The 18,432-nt window shown below is 34.4% G+C and carries 10 protein-coding genes; 4 read left to right on the top strand and 6 right to left on the bottom strand.

Features of this window, described 5'->3' with window-relative positions; genetic code table 11:
• Position 1 precedes the first annotated feature (1 nt).
• The 3 genes from APR43_RS03475 to APR43_RS03465 form a co-directional block, all read right to left on the bottom strand.
• On the bottom strand, positions 2-1,603 hold the full coding sequence (locus tag APR43_RS03475) for a Na+/H+ antiporter (RefSeq protein ID WP_053471844.1): 1,602 nt from the start codon (positions 1,601-1,603) through the stop codon (positions 2-4).
• 173 nt (positions 1,604-1,776) lie between these two features.
• Complete coding sequence (locus tag APR43_RS03470) at positions 1,777-3,474, bottom strand: ribonucleoside-diphosphate reductase subunit alpha (RefSeq protein ID WP_053471845.1); 1,698 nt, start codon at positions 3,472-3,474, stop codon at positions 1,777-1,779.
• A 12-nt stretch (positions 3,475-3,486) separates the two neighbouring features.
• Positions 3,487-4,461, bottom strand: a complete 975-nt coding sequence (locus tag APR43_RS03465; RefSeq protein ID WP_053471846.1) for a ribonucleotide-diphosphate reductase subunit beta — start codon at positions 4,459-4,461, stop codon at positions 3,487-3,489.
• Between the two features lie 731 nt (positions 4,462-5,192).
• On the opposite strand from APR43_RS03465, the gene APR43_RS03460 reads away from it, so the two are divergent.
• The 4 genes from APR43_RS03460 to APR43_RS03445 all read left to right on the top strand — a co-directional run bounded on the left by APR43_RS03460 (position 5,193) and on the right by APR43_RS03445 (position 10,529).
• Positions 5,193-6,680, top strand: a complete 1,488-nt coding sequence (locus APR43_RS03460; protein ID WP_053471847.1) for an ankyrin repeat domain-containing protein — start codon at positions 5,193-5,195, stop codon at positions 6,678-6,680.
• A gap of 43 nt (positions 6,681-6,723) precedes the next feature.
• Positions 6,724-7,206 (top strand): DUF2271 domain-containing protein, encoded by a 483-nt coding sequence (locus APR43_RS03455; RefSeq protein WP_053471848.1) that lies wholly within the window; start codon positions 6,724-6,726, stop codon positions 7,204-7,206.
• Positions 7,207-7,342: 136 nt separating this feature from the next.
• Positions 7,343-9,526 (top strand): PepSY domain-containing protein, encoded by a 2,184-nt coding sequence (locus APR43_RS03450; RefSeq protein WP_053471849.1) that lies wholly within the window; start codon positions 7,343-7,345, stop codon positions 9,524-9,526.
• A gap of 7 nt (positions 9,527-9,533) precedes the next feature.
• Positions 9,534-10,529 carry an FAD:protein FMN transferase gene (locus APR43_RS03445; protein WP_053471850.1) on the top strand — a complete coding sequence of 332 codons (996 nt, stop codon included), beginning with the start codon at positions 9,534-9,536 and terminating at the stop codon, positions 10,527-10,529.
• Positions 10,530-10,749: 220 nt separating this feature from the next.
• Here the strand turns inward: APR43_RS03445 and APR43_RS03440 are convergent, their stop codons facing one another.
• The 3 genes from APR43_RS03440 to APR43_RS03430 form a co-directional block, all read right to left on the bottom strand.
• Positions 10,750-11,961, bottom strand: coding sequence for a DUF4272 domain-containing protein (locus tag APR43_RS03440; RefSeq protein WP_053471851.1), 1,212 nt, complete (start codon positions 11,959-11,961; stop codon positions 10,750-10,752).
• A 161-nt stretch (positions 11,962-12,122) separates the two neighbouring features.
• Positions 12,123-14,540, bottom strand: a complete 2,418-nt coding sequence (locus tag APR43_RS03435) for a sugar-binding domain-containing protein (RefSeq protein ID WP_053471852.1) — start codon at positions 14,538-14,540, stop codon at positions 12,123-12,125.
• A gap of 335 nt (positions 14,541-14,875) precedes the next feature.
• The gene (locus tag APR43_RS03430; protein ID WP_053471853.1) at positions 14,876-18,406 is read right to left on the bottom strand and encodes a malectin domain-containing carbohydrate-binding protein; all 3,531 of its coding nucleotides are present in this window, start codon (positions 18,404-18,406) and stop codon (positions 14,876-14,878) included.
• Positions 18,407-18,432 lie beyond the last annotated feature (26 nt).

Here is an 18,432-nt window from a genome sequence, read left to right as displayed (position 1 = left end):
TCTATTCCTCATACATTTCCATCCAAAGACGTGTTTCTTCAAGATCAAGTTCTTTTTCTATTTTTCTAAAAATCTCTTCGTTTACGGAACCCGCTTTATGCATAACTTCGAGTTTACTACGTTCTACATTCAATAGATCAATTTGAATTTTGGTAAAATCATTAAAAATTTCATTTCCAAATACTTTTCCGTTTCCAAAAAAGTTGGCTGGAAGTTCGGTTTTCTGCAAACGATTAAATTTTACTTCATATTTACTTTTAATATTATGAAGCAATTCATCATCAAGCAGCGATAAATTATCTTCGATATGCGCAATGGTTTCAGAAACAATAATATTTCGGACATCATATTCTTCAGCCAAAATAGAATAGCGCTCAATTTTAAGTTTTTTAATTAACCACGGAAGCGTAAGTCCCTGAATGACCAAAGTCGAAAGAATCACACAAAAAACCAAATAAATAATCAGGTTACGAAGCGGAAATTCCTCCGTTTTATTCAACATTAACGGCAATGCCAAAGCCGCAGCCATTGAAACCACGCCGCGCATTCCCGACCACCCGAAAACAATCATGTTTCGATAATCAAATTCTTCCTTCATTCGGATTTTTTTACTGAGCATCCTCGGAATCATCGTTGCAGGAACTACCCATAAAAAGCGAACAACAATTACAACAATACTAATTACAGCTCCCCAAATAAATAACGAATCTCCAGAATAATTACTGATCCCTTCAATAATCTGTCTCAATTGCAATCCAATTAAAATGAAGATTAAACCATTTAAAATATTACTCAAAACATCCCATATTGTATTGGTCATGATTCGGCTTTCATGCGAAAAAATAGTACCAGATCTTGCGGCCAAAAAAAGTCCTGTAGCCACTACTGCGAGAACTCCGGAACCATGGAAATGCTCCGCAATTAAATAAGATGAAAAAGGAGTCAATAACGTAAGTGTTACCTCAATAATGTCATCACAAACAAATCTTTTATGGATATAATACATTATAAAACCAACAGCCAAACCTATTGCAATCCCTAAAACCGACATTAAAACAAAGTTTAATCCCGCCTGCCATAAAACGAAGTTTCCAGCTGTAATGGCAGTTAAAGCATATTTATACGCCACAAGACCGCTGGCATCATTCACTAAACTCTCTCCTTCAAGAATGGCAATTAATCTTGGATGCAGACCTAAACCTTTAGTAATAGACGTCGCAGAAACTGCATCGGGAGGCGAAACAATAGCACCAAGTAAAAATGCTAACGGCCAGGAAATATCATCTATAAGCCAGTGTGCCACAACAGCAACCAATCCTGTAGTGAAAAAAACCAAACCAACAGCCGCCAAAGTTATCGGGCGGATTGTTTGTTTAAAATCAGACCAGCTTGTATGCCATGCAGCGTGATACAAAAGCGGCGGAAGAAATATAATAAAAACAACCTCAGGACTCAGCGCAATAACCGGCAATCCCGGCACAACACTAATAATTACACCACAAAGTACAAGTACAATAGGAATTGGAAAATTATACCTTTTACTTACTAAACTAAGAAAAGCTACGCCAAAAAGTAACATTATAATTACTGTGATATTTTCCATTTACTGCGGGTATTTATTTGTTTTGGATGATAATTTCTGGTTGCTAAATTAATATTTTATGAGAACTAAATTAAATTCTTATTAAAAAGAATACTGCATTTATTGGCATATATCTTTAATTCAAACACATAAAAAAAGCCGAATCTAAAATAAGATTCGGCTTTTTTTCTTTTTTACGATTCACAACTACTGCAAGTAACCAAACTTGTTACCAATTCTTTAGAAACACTTTGGCTTCTTTGGTAATACAAACTTTTTACACCTAGTTGCCAGGCTTCAATCATTAAACGGTTTACTTCCTTAATTGGCAGTTCAGCCGGAATATTAAGATTTAAACTCTGTCCCTGATCTACAAATTTCTGACGAATTCCTGCCTGCTGTACAATTTCCAGCTGACTGATTTCTTTAAAAGTTTTAAAAACATCTTTTTCCGTTTGAGAAAGCTGCGACATATGCTGAACACTTCCGCCATTTAGCATAATTTCTCTCCAAACTTCTTCATTATCCAGACCTTTTTCTTCAAGCAGTTTTTTTAGGTATTTATTTTTACGCATAAAATTACCTTTACTCAAACCAGCTTTATAATAGTTACTGCTAAAAGGTTCGATTCCCGGAGAAGTCTGCCCTAAAATTGCTGATGATGAAGTCGTTGGCGCAATTGCCATTGTTGTCGTATTACGTCTTCCGTAACCTTTTAGCAATTCTGGTTCACCATAAATTCTCGCTAATTCCTGGGTTGCTTTATCAGCTTTATCGCTTATATGTTTAAAAATTTCCGTTGTTTTCAATTTAGCTTCCATTCCTTCAAACGGAATCATGTTTTTTTGCAGATAAGAATGCCATCCTAAAACGCCTAAACCTAAAGCACGGTGTCTTTTAGCAAATTTATTCGCTGCAGAAAGATAATAGTTACCTTCTGTTTTTTCGATGAATTCCTGCAATACCGCATCAAGGAAAAAGATAGCCAGTTTTACCGCTTCAGTATCTTTCCATTCTTCGTAAAGTTCCAAATTCATAGATGATAAACAACAAATAAAAGATTCGTCCTGAGTTGACGGAAGCATAATTTCACTGCATAAATTACTCGCATTGATTCTCAGGTTTTGATCTTTATAAACCTGTGGTTTGCTTTTATTTACGTTATCGCTGAAAAAGATATAAGGCAGTCCTTTTTGCTGACGGCTTTCTAAAACCTTTGCCCAAATTTGTCTTTTATCATTATCACCGTCAATCATTTCCTGCATCCAGTAATCAGGAACACAAATTCCAGTAAACAAATTCTGGATTGGATTTCCAATACTTTTAATTTTCAAAAACTCTTCAATATCCGGGTGATCGATATCCAAATACGCAGCAAATGCACCGCGACGAACTCCGCCTTGAGAAATCGTGTCCATAGCCGTATCAAAAAGTTTCATAAAACTTACCGCTCCACTACTCTTTCCGTTATCCGTTACCGCACTTCCGCGTTCACGCAATTCTCCAAAATAACCAGAAGTTCCACCGCCTATTTTAGTCTGCATGATCACTTCGCCCAGTTTATGTGTAATTCCTTCAATTTTATCCGGAACGTGTACGTTAAAACAAGAAATAGGCAAACCTCTTTCGGTTCCCATATTTGCCCAAACCGGCGAGCTGATACTCATCCAGCCGCGTTCGATCATTTCTACAAAAGATTCTTTTAATTCCGGTTTATACAATCTTCTTGCGGCAGCCGTACAAATTCTGTCAATTGCACCTTCTACCGTTTCTCCTTTTAAAAGATAACCGCGGTTTAAAATTTGTTCACTCTCAGAGTTCTTCCACCACATTTTGGTTCCTGCTTCATTTTGCGGAAGACTATTTACTTCATTTGTATCTATTGTACTCATACTGTTTTGCTATTAGAAAAGATCGTTTGCCGTAATACTTTTATCGTGTTTGGTATATTCTACAGGACGTTTTGCAAAAAAATCATCCAGACTGTTTGCAAAAACTTCTTCTTCAAACCAGGCCAAAGCTTTATAATCTTCAATATTAACGTTGAATATGGTAGGAATTCCAATTTGTTTTAAGCTTTCGTCAAGTCTAAATTTCATAAAATTCACTAAATCACCTTTTTTAATACTTTCAATTTCACCTTCTTCAAATATCCAGTCTAATATGTCTGATTCGACTGCAATAGAATCCTTAACCGTTTCTCTAATTAACTCTAAAGTATCAGCATCAAAATAATCCGGGAATTCTTCTCTGATTTTATTGATTATGAAAATTCCGCCATTAGCATGAATCTGCTCATCGATAGAAGTCCACGCAATAATATTGCTCACATTTTTCATGTAACCTTTAAATCTTGTAAAAGAAAGCAGAATAGCAAACTGGCTGAAAAGCGAAACGTTTTCAATTAAAATACTGAATAAAATCAGCGAAACCATATATTTACGATTGTCCTGAGAACGAGTATCTTTTAAAACATTCGAAAGATAATCGACACGTCTGCGGATAACTGGAACGTCCAGCAGTTTTTCAAATTCATCGTTATAACCTAATACTTCAAGAAGGCGGGAATAGGCTTCAGAATGTCTGAATTCACACTCTGCAAAAGTGGTTCCTAAACCATTAAATTCAGGTTTTGGAAAGTGCTCGTAAATGTTTCCCCAAAAACTTTTTACAGCTACCTCAATCTGTGCAATTGCCAGTAAACTATTCTTCACAGCCGTTTTTTCTGCGGTTGTTAAATGAGCATGAAAATCCTGAGTATCAGCAGTAAAATCAACTTCTGTATGAACCCAATACGCTTTATTTATCGCTTCTGTAAATTGCAAAACCTCCGGGTATTCAAAAGGTTTATAATTGACTCTTTTATCAAATATAGACATAGTATATAGTATTTAACGGTGACTAATTAAGAATAGAAAATTACAGGATTTGAGGTAGGGAACTGCGTTTTCTATACCTACAAAATTAACCCACGATTCTCCTTTAGACTAGGTTTTGATGTTAAAAATCCGAACAATTATCAACAGGAAAAAATTAGTTTGAAAACCATTAAAAAAACAATTTATTAACAGGCTCATAATTTTTCGTAGTTGCCCAAATACCAGTTATTTATACTAAATCTAAATAGAGTTGTCAACACAAAAATTAAAAAAAACACGAAGAATAAAAAAACAGTTATTAACATCCAAAATTCAAATTTGGACTTTTTTGATTCAAATTTGAACAAAAGTAAACGTCAAATTTCCTCTTAAAAGAGTTTCATCTGATAGACAATAAAATCTGAAACTTAGAAAATGTTCTACTTTTAAAAATATTAACAAACTAATTTTCAGATATATAAAATTTAAAATAATAAAAAACATTAAACACTTATTAAACCAAAATTTAAAACCGTTGTCTTAAAATTTTAAAAAATAGTTGTTGCAGAGAAAAGACAATCGAAAACTTAGGATTAGATTAAAATACACTAGAATTAAACTTTTAAAAGCAATAAAACTTGCTATAAAAATATTAATCTTTACATTTGTCATTATTTTGATTTATTCTAAATAGACTTTAATCTCATCTATAATTTTTGGAACAAGAACTCCAATAAACAACATAACAAAATATGAAAAAGAATCTTTTTATTTCTTTAGCATTTGCAGCTGTTTCATTTGTTAATGCACAGCAAAAAAATACGCTTTTAGAGGCATCATTCTGGAAAACATCTCCAAATGTCGAAACAGTAAAAGCTGAAATAGCAAAAGGAAACAATCCGGCAGAAGCTAACATTAATGCTTTTGATGTTACTACGCTGGCAATCAACAACGATGCTCCAAATGAAACGATCAAATTCTTAATCGATCAGCCTGGAAATTCCATAACAAAATTAACGCATGATAATCGTATATATTTACACTGGGCAGCTTACAGAGGAAATACAGAATTAGTTGAATATTTAATTAAAAAAGGTTCTGATGTTAATTTTGAAGACAGCCACGGTACAGCTCCTGCAGATTTTGCTGCTTCAAACGGACAAGCAAATCCTGCTTTATATGAAGCTTTTTTTAAAGCCGGAATCGATCCGAAGAAAAAATATGCAAACGGAGCAAACTTATTGCTTTTGGCCATTTCTTCTGATAAAGATTTAAAAGCTGCTGAATATTTTTCTACAAAAGGATTATCTCTTAAAGATGTTGATAGTGACGGAAATACTGCTTTTACATACGCTGCACGATCTGGAAACATTCCTTTCCTGAAAAAACTTATTGAAAAAGGAATAAAACCAAATGATAACGCGCTTTTTACTGCTGCACAAGGAAGCCGCAGAGAAACAAATACAATTGAGACTTATAAATATTTAGTTGAAGAAGTAAAACTAAAAGCAAATGCACAAAATAAAGCAGGTCAAAATGTACTGCATATTTTAGCTGGAAAACCAAATCAGGCTGAAATTGTTACATACTTTTTAAGCAAAGGTACTGATGCTAATAAAGCTGATAAAGAAGGAAATATACCTTTGATGGCTTCAGCTTCGGCTAAAGAAACTGCGGTTTTAGAAATTTTACTTCCAGTTACAAAAAACGTTAATGGCCAAAACTTAAAAGGAGAATCGGCTTTGACAAACGCAGTACGAACTGGAACTCCAGAAGCTGTAGCTTTACTTTTAAACAAAGGTGCCGATGTGAATGTAAAAGATAAAGACGGAAATAATTTAGGTGTTTATTTGGTTCAATCATACAAACCTGCCGGAAAAGAAACGACTGCTGATCCTTTTGATGCAAAAGCTAAATTACTTCAGGACAAAGGATTAAACTTAGCAGCTACTCAAAAAGACGGAAATACTTTATACCATTTCGCAATTACAAAAAATAACATTACACTTCTTAAAAAAATAACGGATTTAAAAGTAGATATAAATGCTAAAAACAAAGATGGCTTAACAGCTTTGCACAGAGCAGCAATGACGTCTAAAGATGATGTAGTTTTAAAATATCTTATTTCTGCCGGAGCAAAAAAAGACATCAACACAGAATTTGATGAAACAGCTTATGCCCTGGCTAAAGAAAATGAACTGCTTACAAAAAATAACGTATCAATTGACTTTTTAAAATAAGTCATAAAATTCCAAAAATAAAATTCCAAATTCCAATTAAAAAATGAAATCAATATTCAAAATTGCACTTACAAGCGCTCTTATCCTTCTTGTTTCTTTACAAGCAAATGCACAATCAAGCAAATACAAATGCATGCTTCAAATGACAAATTATATGGGAGAAGGTGCCTATATCGTAGTTTCGCTTATTAACCCAACAGGCGCATACGAAAAAACGCTTTATGTAATGGGCGATGACAAAAAATGGTACAAATCTTTAAAAGAATGGAATAAATTTCACGCTCAAAAAGGAGAAGACATCAGTGCAAAAACAGGCGCATCTGTAACAGGCGGTGATCGTAGCGTAACCACAATAGAAATCGAAGATTCGAAAATTAATAAAGGTTACAAATTACGTTTTGAAACTGCTGTTGAAGATCAAAAATATTACGTAAGCGATCTTGAAATTCCGCTTTCAACAGAAGGTCTTGCTGATAAAACAGACGGAAAAGGTTACATCAAATATGTACGACTAAACAAAATATAATTTTTAGTAATTATTTCTTAACCTCATAATAAGCATGAATTTTATTTTTTCTGCTTAAACTTGAATTCAGGCTTTGTCAAAGTTTTTAATTTTGGCAAAGCTTTAAATATTTTATTACATTTCTAGAATACACTAAATGACTCTTTCTTTCTGGCGTTACGCACATTTGGCTTTAGCCTTATTTTCTTCGATATTTCTGCTTTTAGCATCTGTTACCGGAATCATTCTGGCTGTCGATGCCGTACAGGAAAAAACACTTCCGTATAAAGCTGCCAATTTTGATAAAATAACGTTGGGGGAAACATTGCCAATATTGAAAAAAGAGTATTCAGAAATTACAGAATTAAGTGTCGATCATAATCAGTTTGTAACGCTGCAGGCAATTGATGCAGACGGAAATGACATTAATGCTTACATCGATCCCAAAACTGGAAAAACATTAGGAAAGCCTGAAAAAAAAAGCGAATTTATTCAATGGGTTACCGGTTTTCACCGTTCGCTTTTTCTTCATGAAACCGGACGATTTTTTGTGGGCGTAATCTCTTTTTGTTTACTGTTGATTTCCATTTCGGGTTTTGTATTGGTTTTAAAAAGACAAAGAGGAATCCGTAATTTCTTTTCGAAAGTCATTAAAGAATATTTTGCTCAATATTATCATGTTCTTTTAGGACGTCTGGCTTTAATTCCGATTTTTATTATTGCACTTACCGGAACGTATTTATCGCTCGAAAGATTCAACTTTTTTATGGGCGAAGAAAAACCGAAACCAGTAAAAACAGAGCTTTCGGCGGAAGCCAAAAAAACTTCAGTATTTAAAACTATATTGCTGTCTGACGTAAAAAAAATCGACTTTCCTTTTACCGATGATCCTGAAGAATATTATATCATTGAACTTAAAGATCGTGAAATTGAAGTCAATCAGGTTGATGGAACTTTGATTTCTGAAAAGCTTTCACCAAAGACAATTCAGTTTGCCGCTTTAAGCCTTGACCTTCATACGGGAAGAATTAACGGAATTTGGGCCGTTATTTTGGCTATTGCCTGTATCAATATCCTTTTCTTTATTTATTCTGGTTTTGCTATTACTTTAAAAAGAAGATCAAGCCGAATTAAAAATAAATTCAAAGCCAATGAAAGCAAGTACATTCTTTTAGTTGGTTCTGAAAACGGAAGTTCTTTTCGATTTGCCAATGCTATTTTGAAACAATTAATCGGACACGGAAAAAAAGCTTTTATTGCGGAATTAAATAGTTTTTCGGTTTACCCGAAAGCAGAACATATTATTGTTTTTTCATCAACACACGGTTTAGGCGATGCACCATCTAACGGAACAAAATTTAAAGCGCTTTTACAGAAACAAAATCAGGAACAAAAAATTAAATTCTCTGTCGTTGGTTTCGGATCCAAATCATATCCTGATTTCTGCCAATTTGCAATTGAAATTGACCAATTTTTAGAAACTCAAAATTGGGCAGAACGCTTTTTAGATTTACGTACTGTTAACGATAAATCGGCAATAGAATTTGTAGAATGGATAAAATTATGGAGTGCCAAAGCCGAAATTCCACTTGCCACTACTCCATCTTTATACAATCATGTTCCAAAAGGTTTGCAGAAATTAATGGTTTTAGACAAAACTCCAATTTCTGATACCGAACATACTTTTATATTGACTTTACGTGCCAGTAGCCGAACTAAATTTGCTTCGGGTGATTTACTGGCTATTTATCCGGCGAATGATTCAAGAGAACGCCTTTATTCTATCGGAAATCATTCCGGAAATGTGCAATTGGTTGTAAAACTGCATCCAAACGGATTAGGTTCTGGATTTTTAAATAATTTAGAAATTGGAGATACAATCAAAGCCAGAATTATTAATAACAGAGCCTTTCATTTTCCTAATAAAGCTCAAAAAGTGGCTTTTATTTCAAACGGAACCGGAATTGCTCCTTTCTTAGGAATGATCGAACAAAATAGTGCTAAGAAAGAAATACACCTTTACAGCGGATTTAGAATGGAAACGCCAACCCTTCAGGCTTATAAAAAGTTTGCTGGAATAATGATTCAAAAAGAACATTTGGATAATTTTCACATTGCTTTATCGCGCGAAGCCGAACATATTTATGTAATGGATTTGATAAAAAGAGATACTGCTTTTTTTATTGATTTATTGAAACAAGGCGGCGTTATTATGATTTGCGGATCTCTTGCGATGCAAAAGGATGTTGAAACAATTCTGGATGAATTGTGTCTAGCTAATAGAACTAAAAGTCTCTTAGAATATAAAGAAAATGGGCAATTATTAACCGATTGCTATTAATAAAATGATGACAAAGATATCTTTCCTAAATAAAGTTTTATGTCTTTTTGCAATTAGCTGTTGTTTATCAGCGCATTCGCAAATATTACGAAAAAGAACGACTTTACTTATGGGCGGACGTTTTGATATTAGTATTGTTGCCAAAGATTCTTTAACTGCCGAACAAAATATCAACGAAGTTATTGCCGAAATTACCCGAATTGAAAATTTAATCTCTGATTGGAAACCAGATTCACAAGTTTCTCAAGTCAATCAAAATGCCGGAATAAAACCCATAAAAGTCGATCGTGAAGTTTTTGAACTTACGCAAAGAGCCATAAAATTATCGGGAATTACAAACGGCAGTTTTGACGTTAGTTTTGCCGCTATGGACAGAATCTGGAAATTTGACGAATCGATGACCGAAATGCCTTCGGCGGAAGCCATAAAAAAATCGGTGGAGAAAGTGGGCTATAAAAATATTATTCTGGACAGCGTTGAATCGACAATCTTCCTAAAGTTAAAAGGAATGAAAATTGGTTTTGGCGCTCTGGGCGAAGGTTACGCAACTGATAAATGCCGAGCGATGATGATTGCAAAAGGCATTCAAGCCGGAATTATAAACGGTTCTGGAGATATGAGCACTTGGGGAAAACAACCCAACGGACAGCCTTGGAAAATAGGAATTACAAACCCGTTTAAACCTGAAAAAGTTTTGGCTGTTGTTCCACTAAATCAAGGTGCTGTAACAACATCCGGCAGTTATGAAAAATTCGTTGTTTTTAACGGAAAACGATATTCTCACATTATAAATCCTGCAACCGGATATCCTGCAACTGGTTTATGCAGTGTGACAGTCTTTGGTCCCAATGCCGAAACCGCAAACGGATTAAGCACTTCTTTAATGGTTTTAGGCCAAAAGGAAGGTTTGCTTTTACTTCAAAAATTCTCTGAATACAGCTGTGTAATGATTAATGATAATGGAAAAGTGATCAAGTCTAAGAATTTTGCTTACAAGTTATAAGTTTAATTATGAATTATAAATTGTGAGTTATGAGTTAAGCTTGTAATGTTTTAATCTCGCAATCCCGATAGCCATCGGGAGCTAAGTCGCAAAGTTTTTAATTGCCTCCTGCTTTAGCTGGAGGAAATATATAAAGTCATGCAAAAAGGCTTTAGCCAAATTTTATATTAGCTAAGCCTGTAGATTCAGTTATAAAATAATTGCTGATTTTTAATTCTTATTAAGTATCGCAGGTAACATCATCCCAATCCTGATCCATATAGTTTATAAGCCAGTTTAGGGCATATTGCCTTTCATAAACAATTCCCGGATTTATTGCTTCAATTTGTTTTCCGTTAATTCTTGCATCAACACAAGCCCAATTATAACGGTAATATAAATCGGCAGCATCTAAAATTTCGCTTTTCGTTCGTGTTGAATTTATCGAATTAATAAAATCAAAAAGATCTTTATCTTTCCCAACAGGATAATCATCAGAATTGATATTTTCCAGATTGCAAAATTCACTCGGAAAATCTAAATTTTCAACTTTATTCAAAGCCCACATTAAAGTCCAAATTCCTTCGCATTTCCATGTTTCATACATTTTTCTGTCCTCGGTAGGATCGGCAAGAAATTCTTTTTCTCCATCGGTCGTAAAATCCCAAAGCTTATTATGCTGCAAATATTCAACTGCTTCTTCAGCAGAAATAGTATTAAATGCAACTAAGTTCGTTATAGCCAATACACTGACTCTTTCTGCAATTTCTTTAGGTGTTCTAAGTGTAGTTTCACTTTCAGACTCAATGCATGGCAAATGTATATTGATCTTTATATTTTCTTTTTCAAGGATTTTTTCGCTTTTTTCTTTTCTCGCTATTTGATCTTCGTCTAATTGACTCTGATCATCATCAAAATATTCAGAGTTTATACTTACTCCCAAATCATCAATTTCACAATTACCGTTTGTATCAATAATCAGGTTTAGATTTTTATCTAAAAAATGCTGTGAATCCGATTTACTGATAATAGCATCTGGCTCAACAAATACAATTGCATCAAACTCTTTTGCAATTTCTGCTAAAATTGCTTTTAATTCTTTAACCTCCCCTTTTTCCTGACTAATTGAAAATTCAGAATTTAGAGTTTGTATTTTATGAAGAAATAAACCTTTTACTTTTTCATTTACAGTTGGCAGTGAATTTACAAATCCATATAATCCTTTCAGATTGGCAGTTAAATCGGAATCATCAAGTTCAGGAATTTTATACGATGGAACTGCCCTTTGTCTATAAGAAATTCTTATTGTTTTTGAAGGACTTAATATTCCTCCTTTAATTTCAAAATCCAGAAACTCACTAGTTGCTGAAAAAGTTCCTTTAGGCACATGAGATAGAAATATTTCTTTTATCTTTTGAATTCCTAAATGATGTGAATAAATAGTGCAAATCATTTGATGGCTTTTATATTATTTTCAAATGCTAATATAAGTTTTATTCTACAAAAATAGCAAGCCTAATTTTATTCAAGCTTCATAAAAATAAACCATATAAGTTATATAACTTATATGGTTCAAAAAAACTTTGCGGCTCTGCGACTTTGCGAGAGATGAATTTACTTTACTTTTACCTCAATTACAGAAGCTTGTAAACCAGCTGTCGTTGCTTTCAATTGAATATTTTCTTTCCTCCCATTCGATTGAATTATCGCAATACATTTTCCACTGAAAAGCTTGCAGGAATTCGCTTTAAAAGAATCTAAATTAGCTTGATAACCATTATCGACTCCAACTAATTTTCCTCCGCCAGTCACTTCAAAATTGATTAAATCTGCAGCGTTTGGTAATAAGTTTCCAGCTGCATCAACTATTGAAACCGTTACATAAACCAAATCATAAGTGTCATTTTTGATAATAGTTTTATCTGCTTTTAAATCTATTTTTGAAGCTTCTCCGGCTGTGTGGATTTCCTTTTCTAAAACAACTTTTCCGTTCTTTCTTGAAATTGCTTTTAACGTTCCCGGTTCAAATTTTACTTTCCATGAAATATGCAGATCATCATTTTGTTTTGATTTTATGCCGAGAGATTTTCCGTTTAAGAATAATTCCACTTCATCAGCATTATTGTAATACGCCCAAACATCAACTTCCTGATCTTTTTTCCAGTTCCAATGTGGGAAAATATGCAAAACAGGTTTTGTTGACCATTCGCTTTGGTACATATAATATACATCTTTTGGAAGTCCCGCTAAATCAACAATTCCGAAATAAGAACTTCTTGCCGGATACGGATATGGATCAGGTTCTCCGATATAATCAAATCCAGTCCAGATAAAAGTTCCTGCCATGAAATCCTGTTTTTTGATTGTTTTCCAGTTTTCCTCATGTGTTGCGCCCCAATACGATTTCACCTGATCGTAAGCCGAAACAGTCCAATCTGGATTTCCGTCAAACGGAGCGCCGTGTTTTGTTGGCCATGCTTTAATTCCGTCTGGGAAATCATAATGCCCTCGCGTTTCCAAAGCCGAAACACTTTCAGATGCCAATATTTTTTGTCCTTTAAAACGTTCCGGAAAATCTTTATAATCTTCGTGTTTATAATTAAATCCTAAAAGATCCAAAGCTCCCGATTGATAAATAAAATTCTTCTCAATAATATTTTCGGTCAAAGCCGAAGTTACAGGACGTGTTGTGTCTAAAGATTTTACAATTTTAGCTAATTCTCTTGTAATCGCAATTCCAGTAGAATCAAATTGTTCCCTGATTTCGTTACCAATACTCCACATCATCACCGATGGATGGTTTCGGTCTCTTTTAATAAAATCTACTAAATCTTGTTTGTGCCAGGCATCCCAATCTTTATGGTAATCGTTGGTTACTTTTTTCTTTTTCCAAACATCAAAAGCTTCGTCCTGAACAATGAAACCCATTTCGTCGCACAATTGCATCATTTCCAACGAATGCGGATTATGTGACATTCTGATTGCGTTTGCTCCCATTTCTTTCATCAAAGTCAGTTTTCTTCGAACAGCATGAATATTTTCTACCGAACCCAAAGCACCATTATCATGGTGCAGGCAAACTCCTAATATTTTTGTTGGTTTTCCATTTAAAGAAAATCCTTTTTCTGAATCAAAATTGAAAAATCTAAATCCAAGCGGTGTTTCATAATTATCGACTAGTACAGATTTCTCGTAGATTTTTGTGATTACTTTATACAAATACGGGTTTTCAGTATTCCATAATTGTGGTTTTAGAACATCAAGATTATGTACCTTCGTTTCAAATGTTTTAGCTTCAATTTTCTCTGTAGAAACCTTATTAGCTACTTCTTTATTCTTAGCATCTAAAATAGAAGTGACCAATGTAAATTCTCTGGCGGTATCGTTATCATTATCAATTGTAACTTCTAAATGCACTTTTGATTTCTTTGTTGAAACTTCAGGCGTAGTTATAAAAGTCCCCCACTTCCCTACATGCAGTTTTTCATTTGTCACCAATCTCACATTTCTGTAAATCCCAGAACCTGTATACCATCTTGAGTTTGGCTGAGCATCATTATCAACTTTGACAGCAATAGTATTGGCTTGTCCATAATTTAAATACGGAGACAAATCATAACTAAAAGAGATATAACCATTCGGACGAATTCCTAATGATTTTCCATTAATGAAAACTTCGCTATTCTTAAAAACACCGTCAAATTCAATCGAAATCGTTTTGCTTTTCCAACTCGCTGGAATAGTAAAAACTTTACGATACCATCCTTTTCCCGCAGGTAAAAAGCCTTGCGCTTGTTTGGTTTTGCTGTCTTTGTCAAAAGTACCTTCAATGCTCCAGTCGTGCGGCAGTTGAAGAGTTCTCCAATCTGACACATTATAATTAGCATTGACTGCTTCAGGATAATCACCTAATTTGAAGTTCCAGTTTTTATTGAAATCCTCTACAATTCTGGCTTGTTTTTGTGCAAAAATTGATACTGAAAACAATAATGCAATTATAATTTTTTGAAATATGTTTTTATGTTTTATCATAAATATGTTTTTTATTCTAATCTAATTTTTACACCGTTTTGTGAAGCTGAGCGAAGTCGAAGCCCACGCTCGAAACTCCGCAAAGTTTCTCCGTAGAGACGCACAGCAGTGCGTCTAACACACAGTATAGACAATTGGAGCGTAGACGCACTGCTGTGCGTCTCTACAATATGCTTTGTATTGATATTATTATCATTTTTTTACAACCATTTTTTACCGTAGAGACGCACAGCAGTGCGTCTAACACACAGTATGGACATTTGGAACGTAGACGCACTGCTGTGCGTCTCTACAGAAAAACCTTTGCGTCTTTGTGCCTTCGTGGCAAACACTCCTTATTGAAATTCAAAATTATCCAACAACAATCCCTTCAAATCATCACCTTCCAAGGTTATTTTATACCTACCGGCATTAATATAACCACCAGAAGTCGTATTTAAAACCTTCCATTTTTCAGACGAAGGAAAAAACTCAATCGTATCATTTCGCATTAAAATTCCGTACGCATCTTCCATTTTGAATTTCACTTTTAACGGCGTTTCATTTCTATTCATAAAACGAAAACGCATTAAATAAATCCCTGCCACTCCGGGTTTAACTTCAAACTGAATACTATTATTTGTTTTTTGAGTAAACTCAATATAATCGGCTTTTTTGAAATTTCCTTTTTCAATTCCGGTTCCCGTGATTTTGGCATTTTCCGCTTCAATGATTACTACAGGCCTTGAATCGTCTTTTTCGCCCATATCATAAGTTGGAACGATCGCAATTGTAGTTATCTCTTCACTATTATCAAAAGAAATTTTTTCGCCCTTTTTTACCTTTTTAGTAAAAATTATAAATTCGGTTTGATTACTGTTTTTAGCTTTTTCTTCTAACTTTTTATAATCTGTAAACTTCTCTAAATTCAAATTTTTATTATCTATAAAAAGATATAAATCCGAATCTTCTTTGGCAGAAAAAGTTCCTTTAATTTTAGAATGATCAGAAAATTGTAAATAATCTGCACCAAAAACTTCAGAAGGCAATTCGGTAAAAACAACATCCGAATCTGAATATTGTTTTGAATTAATATCCAGCCAGGAAGCTATAGTATTAGGACTTTTATCATAAGTTGCCTGCACATAATTTTCTATATTTTTTGGAGATTCAGCTGCTGGTCTTGCATGAATATCTTTTGCTGCAATTGCAATTGCCGAAATTATTGCCTGCGAAGCTTTTACATTTGGAAACGAAATCACAATTTTTCCGTTTGTACTTTTTACAACAAAAGTTTTCTTCAAAGCATTGTCATGTCCGGCTTCTGCCCAAATATCAAAATCTTTTAAAACAACATTATCGTTGATGGCAACATCAAATAAACGCCAGCCTTTACAATCCATTCCGCCTCCGGTTCCATACCACGGTTCTGTGAAATATAATTCTATTAAATATTCACCATCTGGAGCAGGAAATTCGTAACGTAATTTGTCAGCGCCATATCTGAAACTTTGAAATAACTCAGAATCTTTTGTACCATTTATTGGGTCGAAAGTTTTTCTCTGACTAGCGAAAAAATCTGGAAGTTTTTCGAAATTATCTGTCCATGATAAAGAACCCCAAGTATGCTGTCCGTTTTTATGAGTATCGGTAAACCAAGTATTCCCTAAAGAATCTGTCAATTCAGAACCTCCGCAATTTACTCTGTAAATGTAATTATAGCCGGTTTTAGCTTTTATAATATCAGTTTTATCAGATATTAAAGCATCAAAATTTGGCGCTTTCGGAAGTGTATTTAAAATTATATAATCTTTGGCAACTGCTTTTCCGTTTACAAATCCAACAGCATACAAAACATTGTATTGAATATTGACATTATTAAACTGAAAATGCTGTCCGATTCCTGGATTTTTTAGTTTTCCTAAAGAAGATTTATTCACATCGTTGAACAATTCTACTTCGTCGCAATTGGAATAAATATCGATTCCGTTTTTGATTCCCGCAGTTTCCCAACGGCTTGGCCAAGTATGCGAAACGATATAAACCATCGGATTGGTTTTGTTTGAAACATAATTCGAACGGTACATATAAAACGCATCCAAAGGTTCTCCCCAGATCGTAAAAAGTCCTTTATAGTTTACAGGTCCAACTTTATCAATATCTCTAAACCCTTCGCCATTCTGAACTCGTCCTGGATTTTCGTGCGAAGCAAAAAGCCAGTTGAATTGTCCCGCGATTTTATCTTTTACAGATTCGGCTTCGCGGACTTTAATTTCCATTAATTGAGAAAAACGGTTTTCGCTTAAAGTTCCTTTTTGGTCAAATTCTCCTTCTGTATGCAAATCGGCAGAACGCCATGCGCCGTATTCGCCATTTAATAACTGAGTCGTCATTTCCAAATGATATTTTAACGGATCTCCGCCATATGTTCCTGACCAGTTTTGAACGACATTCCAATCTGTTCCTTCTCCTCCATTACAAGTCGTTACAATGCGCTGTGAAGCGGATAACGGATCCATTTCGCGTATTATCTTCGTACATTCCTCGGCAAATTCTTTAGGAATTGTACTTTCATTCTGCAATCCCCACATCACAACCGACGGACTGTTTCTACGTTCTTTAATCCATTCGCGTAAAAGAGTTTTAAAATTCTCTTTAAACTCAGGCGTATCGTACCAAATATGTGCCGAAAACTGACTCCAAAACAGAATTCCGCTTTCGTCTAATTCTTTTTGATATAATAAATTATGTGGCTGGTGCGCTTCCCTAAAAGCATTGAATCCGCCTGCTTTGATCTGTTCTATTCGGGAATGAATCATTTCATCAGAAAACGAATGACTGTTTCCAATTAAGTGTTCATATTCGCAAACGCCATTTATAAAAACAGGTTCATCATTAATAAAAAAACGATTGTCTTTTCCATCATGACTAACAGGCCAGCTCACCCAGCGGATTCCGTAAGGAGTTGTTAACTGATCGATTATTTTTCCGTTTTCATAAACAGAAGTCACCAATTTATACAAATACGGATTGGAAGGCGACCATAATTTTGGATTTATAATTTCCGGAAGCGTCTGTGCTATTTCTTTTGTTTCTTCCGAAAGATTTTTAATGTCGCTTTTTACTTCAACAACTTTCTTTCCCGAAGCATCAAATAGTATATTTTCAATCGTTACATTTCGGTTTGAAGTGCCATAATTCTTGATTTCGGTTGTTGTATGAAGAATGTTTTTTTGTTTTGAAACTGATTTATCGTTCCAAATATGAACACCAAAAGGTTCAATTCGAATATCATTTGTGATTGCCAAAGAAACAGGCCTGAAAATCCCCATTGGCTGAGAACCTTCTGAAAATCCCCATTCACCGGAACAGCCACCGCAAACCCAAGGCAAATCTGCAATAAAAGAGGGATGCGCTGCTTTTACTAAAATGATATTTTCTTTATCGAAAGAAACAGCTTTTGTAATGTTTAATGTAAAAGTCGTTCGTCCGCCTTTGTGTTCGCCTATTTTTTTGCCGTTGACCCAAACAGTTGCATACGAACTTACGCCTTCGAAATAGAGAAAAAGTTGTTTTGAAACGTCTTTTTTATCCAGTTTTAAAGTTTTTTTATACCAGGCTGTTCCGTGCAAATTTCCGTGTTTTGTTCTTCTGTAACCATAATACTGATCCCAGTTGTGCGGAACACTAACCTTTTGCCAATTGGAATCAGTTTTTGGATTTTCTACAAAATCTTCTTCTTTCAGCGGAAGATTATCCAGTATTACGGTTTCCCAAGACGAATTCAGCGAAATTTCTTTACGAAACTTCCCCGAATCTTTGCTCTGACTCCAAACAAAGCAAAGGCTTGAAAAAAAACAAAAAATAAAAAAAACTATTCTATTCATATTTTCTATGTCCTACAAGGTTTTCA

The organism is Flavobacterium sp. NLM, from assembly GCF_002210235.1.
GTDB classification, from domain to species: Bacteria; Bacteroidota; Bacteroidia; order Flavobacteriales; family Flavobacteriaceae; genus Flavobacterium; species Flavobacterium panici.
Note: the sequence above shows the minus strand (reverse complement) of the source record. Positions and strands in the feature narration are given on the sequence as shown.